General features: G+C 49.5%; 8 protein-coding genes. 2 read left to right on the top strand and 6 right to left on the bottom strand.

Translation table 11 applies throughout. From position 1 onward, the window contains the following. Positions 1-241 precede the first annotated feature (241 nt). Positions 242-598, top strand: a complete 357-nt coding sequence (locus RIC19_RS01055; RefSeq protein ID WP_350175929.1) for a hypothetical protein — start codon at positions 242-244, stop codon at positions 596-598. Between the two features lie 349 nt (positions 599-947). Here the strand turns inward: RIC19_RS01055 and RIC19_RS01050 are convergent, their stop codons facing one another. From RIC19_RS01050 to RIC19_RS01020, 6 genes are all read right to left on the bottom strand, one after another. After that, a complete protein-coding gene (locus RIC19_RS01050) occupies positions 948-1112 on the bottom strand; it encodes a hypothetical protein (RefSeq protein WP_350175931.1) in 165 nt (54 codons plus the stop codon). 303 nt (positions 1113-1415) lie between these two features. After that, complete coding sequence (locus RIC19_RS01040; RefSeq protein WP_350175927.1) at positions 1416-2006, bottom strand: DUF547 domain-containing protein; 591 nt, start codon at positions 2004-2006, stop codon at positions 1416-1418. A gap of 525 nt (positions 2007-2531) precedes the next feature. Beyond that, on the bottom strand, positions 2532-3155 hold the full coding sequence (locus RIC19_RS01035; RefSeq protein WP_350175925.1) for a Tll0287-like domain-containing protein: 624 nt from the start codon (positions 3153-3155) through the stop codon (positions 2532-2534). Between the two features lie 81 nt (positions 3156-3236). Beyond that, positions 3237-4688, bottom strand: a complete 1452-nt coding sequence (locus tag RIC19_RS01030; protein ID WP_350175923.1) for an MBL fold metallo-hydrolase — start codon at positions 4686-4688, stop codon at positions 3237-3239. Between the two features lie 169 nt (positions 4689-4857). Continuing rightward, positions 4858-5238 (bottom strand): hypothetical protein, encoded by a 381-nt coding sequence (locus RIC19_RS01025; RefSeq protein WP_350175921.1) that lies wholly within the window; start codon positions 5236-5238, stop codon positions 4858-4860. A gap of 12 nt (positions 5239-5250) precedes the next feature. Further along, positions 5251-5673, bottom strand: a complete 423-nt coding sequence (locus RIC19_RS01020) for a CBS domain-containing protein (RefSeq protein WP_350175919.1) — start codon at positions 5671-5673, stop codon at positions 5251-5253. A 788-nt stretch (positions 5674-6461) separates the two neighbouring features. Between RIC19_RS01020 and RIC19_RS01015 the strand changes: the two genes are divergently transcribed. Further along, entirely contained in the window at positions 6462-7097 is a 636-nt protein-coding gene (locus RIC19_RS01015; RefSeq protein ID WP_350175917.1) for a porin family protein, read from the top strand. Positions 7098-7269: the final 172 nt, after the last annotated feature.

The raw sequence follows: 7269 nt of genomic DNA, 5'->3' as shown, positions 1-7269 counted from the left end.
CCTTTTCCGAAAGATTTTCACTGAATAGAATCATATATTCTTCCGTATCTTTATCATAGGGTTGGACTAGCTTGGGCATGGTATTAGTTTAAGTTTCCGAAAGATAACAAATCGGACACTTATTTATTTGACGTTCCTTAGACCCAAATACTGGTGACTACCGATATTATGGAATGCCTGATAATACAGAGCTGCGTAATGACTTTCGCGGAGAAAAGAACCCTGATAAAAACTAATAAAAATGAAGCACCTGAATACTTTATTAATATGCCAGCTTGCGCTCTTAGGGTGTTCTGGCTCAGATGAACTTTGCGATTGTAGGCAAGAGTGTTTTTGGGAGTTTTACCACGTTGTTGAAAAAGTTGACAGGTATAATGAACACTTAATTTACAGGCTAGATAAATCTCAACCATTGACTGCTGAGGAGGTAGATAGTCTGAAGATTATCCTGAACAGACTTAACAAGAAATACTATGTAACAGAGACTGGAAAAGTGCTTGTTTCAAGAAAAACAGTCCCTACTGTTTCAAATATGGCGATTATAGATGCAGAACTGTTTGACATGCTTAACCCCGCTGCGCGAAGTATGCAAGAATAAGCCAACGCACCTGCACAAAAAGAGCAACGCTGCAAGTGGTCTGAGACCACGCGCAGTTATCCTTTGCAGCAAAGAAGAAAGAGCCTTGCCGGTTGGCGGGGCTTTTTCACGTCAGGAGGTACCGACGCTACCGGTCGGCATAAACATAAGCCTGCCGTGCTTTAGCACCGCGCAAGAAAAAGCGCTGTATAGGCTGGAAACGGTACGAGATATCCAACCACTCTCCGCTCGCCATAGCCTTTGCGAAGGCGGGTGGGCAGCGTCATGGCCGTGCTCAATGACCGCAAGTACTACAAAGATACGGATGCCGATGATGAAGCAGCGTACTTCGACCCCGTATTTATGGCCGCTACTGATTATTACCCTTTTGGTTACCAATGGATACGACGAGCTCGTCCCCGTATTTATTGACGGTGAAATCTTTGTCCTGTACAAAAGGGAGTTTCAGGCGGGCGGTGTAGCCTCCGGTAATCTCCCTCAGTTCGAAGGGCTTGCCCTGGTACAGCACTTCCATAAAGTCTTTCCGGTCGCCGTAGAGCGACTGCCCGATTTCCTGTAGCAGTTCCTGCCCAAACACCTCCCGCCCCTGATGGGCGAGTTTGAAAATGGGCAGAGTCAGTGGAAAGGATGAGTGTCTTGGTACCGGACTGAGCGGCCTGCAGAGCTGTTGCCGCAGACAGTGTGGTCTTTCGAACCCTCCCTTTCCGGTTAAGAGCATAATACGTATAGCTTCTAGATTTAGTAATGCTTTACAAGGAAAGGCAGTCCAAAAAGTTAGGGAGATATAAGTATCGGCGAAGGTTGACTTAAGGACGTTTTAAGAGCTGAACCGATAAAGGGCCTCCTGCCAATCATAGGGCTGAAAACGGATTCGCCAGTTGTGCTGCTTCAGGCCCAGGGTGCGGACTAACAATTTTCTGATACCATGAAATCCTCCAAAATCGCCAAGGTACCAGCGCATGAGCGGGGTGGTATGCAAAACGCTCTGTGTTTCGTCAACAACGGTTTCCTGCTCCAGAAAACCGTGCGTGGCAACATCTAATTGCTGACTGATCATATTTTCCCGGTAAAAACCAATGGGCGGGCATCCGCGTGCCCCACAGTTGAGCGCAAAGTGAATACGGTAATCCGGACGTTTGAGCATCAATTTATAGACACTCAGCCGGAATAAGGGGCTGGGGAGATAGCCCAAAGCCCATTTGGCGCGGCACCGCCTTAGAATCCCGTGTTCAATATCATCAAGGCTGAAGCGCTTACCAGCAATAGGTACAAGAGGCTCCCGGAAAATATCGGGCCGTTCCCATCCCTGTTGCCGCAAAAGCAAAAAGTAAGCATTGTAAATGTTGATCCAAAAAGCTTTACGGGCATCCTCGGTATTAAGCGCCTGCTGAAGCTCCGGAATAGTCATAGACATGAGTGTTGCCTCAAGTGTACGGCTTGGCTTACGGTCCCTTAGTGCTAACAGTAATTGCTCAGCAATCTGCGGTAAGGTGTGTTTGGATGGTGTTATGGCGAGTGTGTTTATCGGGTGAAGATCAGTGTTTGACCACCAGATCAATATCTTTCACCTTGTAAACAGGTCTCTGGCACTGATAGTTCCGGCAAATGTAGATTGGGTTTTGCTCTTTTTCACCACGGCAGACGACCAGTGGATAAGCCTCGGTGGCGTATCGGTGCTCATCAGAAAGTAGTAAACTCAGTACTGCCGATTCATGAATATCGCGACGTCAGTATCCTCCAGGCTTTCCCCGGGCATCAAATGGTAGCAAATGCCGGTGCTGTACCCAAGGCTCGGGAGAATAGGCTTATTTCTTCCCACTATGTTTGTGCCAGGGTACGCTGACTCCAGCATTGGGTACAGCACTGGCTAATGGGGGTGCTGCCGGAAGTAGAGACTAAGAGCCTCGTAGAATTCGTTCAGGCTACGCGTGTGCTAATTCGGTGAAGGAAAAGTGATGCTCCAGATACCACGCAGGTCACCAGCTGCATACCCGATGGCATTATCTTCCGGATAAAGTTCTTTAATGACTGCATAGTCTTCGGCTTCCAGGGTTTCGCCGAGCTTGCCGTGGCACTTCAGGCAGAGTTCCTGCATCATGATGGGGGCGTAAAAAGCAATTTCACCGGAAGCCAGTTGGCGGATTTGGGGTTTGGGTTGCTCACCAGCCTCTGCCTGTGCATGGTAGGCATCGAGGATTTCCTGTTCCCGTGGGGTAGGCGCGTCCTTGGGGTTGCGGACTTTGTTGCTTGCCCGGCGGATTTGGGCGTTGTACTGTCCGGAGAGGCTGTCAACGAGTGGGTAGGCAACGGTGTTGCAATATTGGGCGGCATTCTTTACACCACCTTCCTGCATTGCGGCTTTGAGTTGCCCGCTGAGGACTTTGAAAGTACCCAGGGCGATTTCCATACCCTGTTTTTTGTACTGTGCGGTGTCCAGGGTAGAGGTGGTTGAGGCTTCGTCCGTCGCCGCTTTTTCGGAATCGTTGGACGGTGAACAAGCGGTGCTTATGGCAAAGAGACCAAGAGCAACGACCAGAATAGTCAGTAAAGATTTCATGGCAATAGGATTGATTGGTGTTGTGAAAACAGAAATAGCCCGGCGACCGAAGTCACCGGGCTTGTACAAGATTACTCTTCTTTAGGCAACGGCGTTGATCGCCTCATCGATGGTATCCTGTGTCAGCGTACTTGGGCAGGCGTACTCCGTTAGAGGAGCTTCGCTAACTTCAATTGCGCGCCATCCGCCGATGATATCCACCAGGTTGTGGAAACCACGGGCTTTGAGGATAGAAATAGTGATGAGGGAACGGTAGCCACCGAGGCAGTGCAGGTGGTATGTTTCGCTGCGTTCCAGCCGGTTCATGTTTTTGTTGATGTAGTCCAGCGGGAAGTTGCGTGCAGTTGTTACGTGCTGCGAAAGGAACTCGGTCGGCTTGCGCACATCGAGGGTGGTTTGCACCTTGCCTTCTGCCAGCCGCCTGGCGTATACTTCAGCGGTGATGGCCTCTACGCTATCGGTTTCTTTACCGGCTGTTTTCCAGGTTTCGATGCCACCTTTGAGGTAGCCCAGGGTATTGTCATAACCGACGCGGGCAAGGCGGGTCACGACTTCCTCTTCCCGGCCTTGTTCTGCGAGGAACACAATGGGCTGTTTCAGGTCGCCGATCAGCGCACCTACCCAGGGGGCAAAGTTGCCGTCGATCCCGATGAAGACAGAATTCGGAATGTGGCTGTCGCGGAATGCGGCTTCGCTGCGGGTATCGAGCACCAAAGCTTCATGCTGTTCGACAACTTCCTCGAACGCAGCGGCATCAAGCGCTACTGCTCCGGCTTTCAGGACCTGATCGAAGCTGCCGTAGCCGCCTTTGTTCATCTTCGCGTTAGCAGCGAAGTACTGCGGTGGCGGCATAAGGCCTGTGGTAAGTTCCTTGATGAACTCACCCTTGGTCATGTCAGCCCGCAGGGCGTAGTTGGTCTTTTTCTGGTTGCCCAGGGTGTCCCAGGTTTCGTCGCTCATGTTTTTGCCACAGGCAGAGCCGGCACCATGGCCAGGGTAGACGATGACCTCGTCCGGCAGGGTCATGATTTTTTCGCGCAAGCTGTCGTACAGCCAGCCTGCCAGGTCTTCTGTAGTTACCTCGCCGGTTTTCTGCGCCAGGTCGGGGCGGCCCACATCACCAATGAAGAGGGTGTCTCCGGTAAAGATACTGTGCTCCTTACCTTTCTCATCGATCAGCAGGAAGGTGGTGCTTTCCGGCGTGTGGCCCGGTGTGTGCAGCACTTTGATGGTCAGCTTGCCCAGTTTGATCTCTTCGCCATCGGTAGCCATGTGCTTTTCGAAGGTAGTCTCGGCTTTCGGGCCGTAGATGATGGTTGCACCGGTTTTTTTGGCTAGGTCGATGTGGCCAGAGACGAAGTCGGCGTGGAAGTGCGTTTCAAAGATGTACTTCAGCTTAGCACCTTCCTCCTTCAGTTTGTCCAGGTAAGGCTGTGTTTCACGCAAAGGGTCTATAATGGCTGCTTCTCCGTTGCTCTCGATGTAGTAAGCGGCTTCGGCAAGACAGCCGGTATAAATCTGTTCGACTTTCATAAGTATCGAAGAATTTAGTGTTCGGTTTAATTAAATAACACCACAAAGGTAAGGGAGGATTAGCGAGCGATCAGTGACGGGCGTCACAAATTGGCGGGGCACAGAAAAACCCACCACAAAAAGGGCTGTGGCGGGCTTTGGTTGGTTTTGGTTTTGGCTGAGTGGGGGGCTATAAATACCTGGCTAAGAAGCTGTAAAACTTACGCTTCAGGTCGCGGTAGATATTGCGGTAGGACTCCATCTCCCCTTTCATATAATCATGGAAGTTCGGATCTAGGGGGGCTTCTTCGCCCCGGCGCAGCGCTTCACCGATCTTTTGCTCGTGTACCTTTATATTATGGTGGAGCTCTTCCAGTACTTCACGCTGGCGGATGAACTGATTCTGAAACTGTTCCAGCAGGCTCAGGACCTTCGTTTCGTTATTTTTGTTGACGAGGTCCTCCAGGCGGCGCTCATAGATTCTGAGCTCATCGCTGAAGAAGCTCAGCTCGTTCATCCACAGGCGGTGGTCGAAGTGGAGTTTCTCAATTGAACTTGTTGTAGTCACCATGGCAGTATATTTTTATTCAGTTAATTGCTTGCGTTCTTCCAGCAGGTACCGGAGGAGGTCCTGCGTGGTGATGATACCGACGAGGGTGTCGCCATCGACCACCGGCATGGCGTGCATGATATTGGACAGGAATACCTCTGCCACGTGGTGCACCTGAGTATCAGGTGTGGTGGTGGCCAGCTGCTGAGTCATGATATCGCGGACCAGGACTTCCTTGAAATCTTGCCGGAAATGGACCAGCAGGTGGCTGGCTCTTGAAAAATCTGAGCGGGTGACAAGCCCTCTGAGCTGCCCGGATTCACCGATCACCGGAATGTGATGGATGTTGTACGCGCGGAAGCATTGCTCTACTTCCTGCAGGGAGTCTTCTGGTTGGAGCACCACGAGGTCCCGGCTCATTAATTCGCTCACAGGTATGGGGATAGATTTGATCATGATGCTGTCGGTTAGTTGTGTACTGGCAAGATGCGGAAGCTTGCAGCGGACTGCGATGAGGTTTGTCAGGAGCGGGAGTGAGGTTTGTCAGACGGTCTGCTGCTTCCCTTTCATGCCGTTGAGGGGCTTCACCTGATTTGCTTCCCCAAAAGAGGGCGTGTACTTTTTTGGGGGTTCATGTAAAGTCCGCAGCGTGCTGTGCAAAGTCCGGTAAGGCTGGCTACCCAGGGAGGAGGGGAGTGCCCGAATTCTTCTTTTGCTTTAGAGCGTGTTGGGACTTTAGTAATCGGTCTGTAAACTGCACTTTTTCGCTTATACTTCGCCCCGAAAATCCTTCCCGCAAACTGCGGGACAGGCTATTTAGCTTTGGCTAAACTCCGGTTTTCGGGTCTCGTATAACCAAAAAAATGCTAGTTTTCGACTAGAAGACCAAAATCCCAACACGCCCTTAGCGTTTTTCATGCGGCTAAATGAAGGCTTAGTGAGGAAGTCAGAGCTTGCCCCGCATTCCTGCGGGGTTCATAAAGCGTTGATTTGCATAGGAACGAGCTCTAAACATGCTCTTGAACACGCTCCCAGCAAGCTCCTATATAATTATGTAACAATCCTGGTTAATTGTGTAAGGCTTTAGATCAAAATAAGTCTGATCTTGGTAGGTGTTGAAGTGATTAGAGTCATCATTGTCCTACTTTAAACAATAACGGGTAGGTCAGATTAGCGCTCGAAAGAGATTTTCGGTTTTAGAGCTTGTTGGGATTGATTCTCACCATTACTTAAACAGAGTAATCATGACACAGAAATTAATATTATTAGGCATAGTCTGTTTTTTATTTATGGGCACTTTAAGTGCGCAAAGTATTGACAGACGTGAATCCTTCGAATTAGGCATAAAAGCGGGTTTGAATGTCTCAAATGTTTGGGATTCAAAAGGTGAAGCCTTTACAGCGGACCCGAAAGCAGGATTTGCCGGAGGTGTTTTTTTCGGGATCCCTATTGGCAAGTACCTGGGAGTGCAGCCAGAAGTCTTAATTTCACAAAAAGGATTTAAGGGTTCCGGAACCCTGCTTGGCTCTCCTTATTCAACGAAGAGAACAACCACCTATTTGGATATTCCGTTGCAAGTTCAATTGAAACCTGTACCCTTTATAACCATTTTAGCAGGCCCTCAATTTTCGTACCTCTTAAAACAAAAGGACAGTTACAGCTTTGGGGGTAACAGCACGGAACAAGAACAGGAATTCACGAACGACAACGTCCGGGAAAACATTCTGGGATTTGTAGCCGGCGCAGACTTTATTTACGGGCATGTGGTTTTATCAGGCAGAGCAGGATGGGACTTCCAGACCAATAATGGAGATGGTACTTCTTTGACACCGAGGTATAAAAACCAATGGTTGCAATTTACTTTGGGGGTTAAATTATAGAGGAGTAGTCCGTATTTGGCGGACCACAATCTTAGTGTATGTTTGGAGGTGCACTTCGGCTGATAACCAAAGCCTTGTGAACAGTGACGTCATGAAAAAATACTTATTTGACCCGCCAAACGCGCATTTTTTCATTTAGTCATAACCACAACTCTTTGATTATCAACTCTCG

This window comes from Phaeodactylibacter sp., from assembly GCF_040219495.1.
Classification (GTDB): domain Bacteria; phylum Bacteroidota; class Bacteroidia; order Chitinophagales; family Saprospiraceae; genus Phaeodactylibacter.
This window is presented reverse-complemented; position numbering and strand designations above follow the sequence as displayed.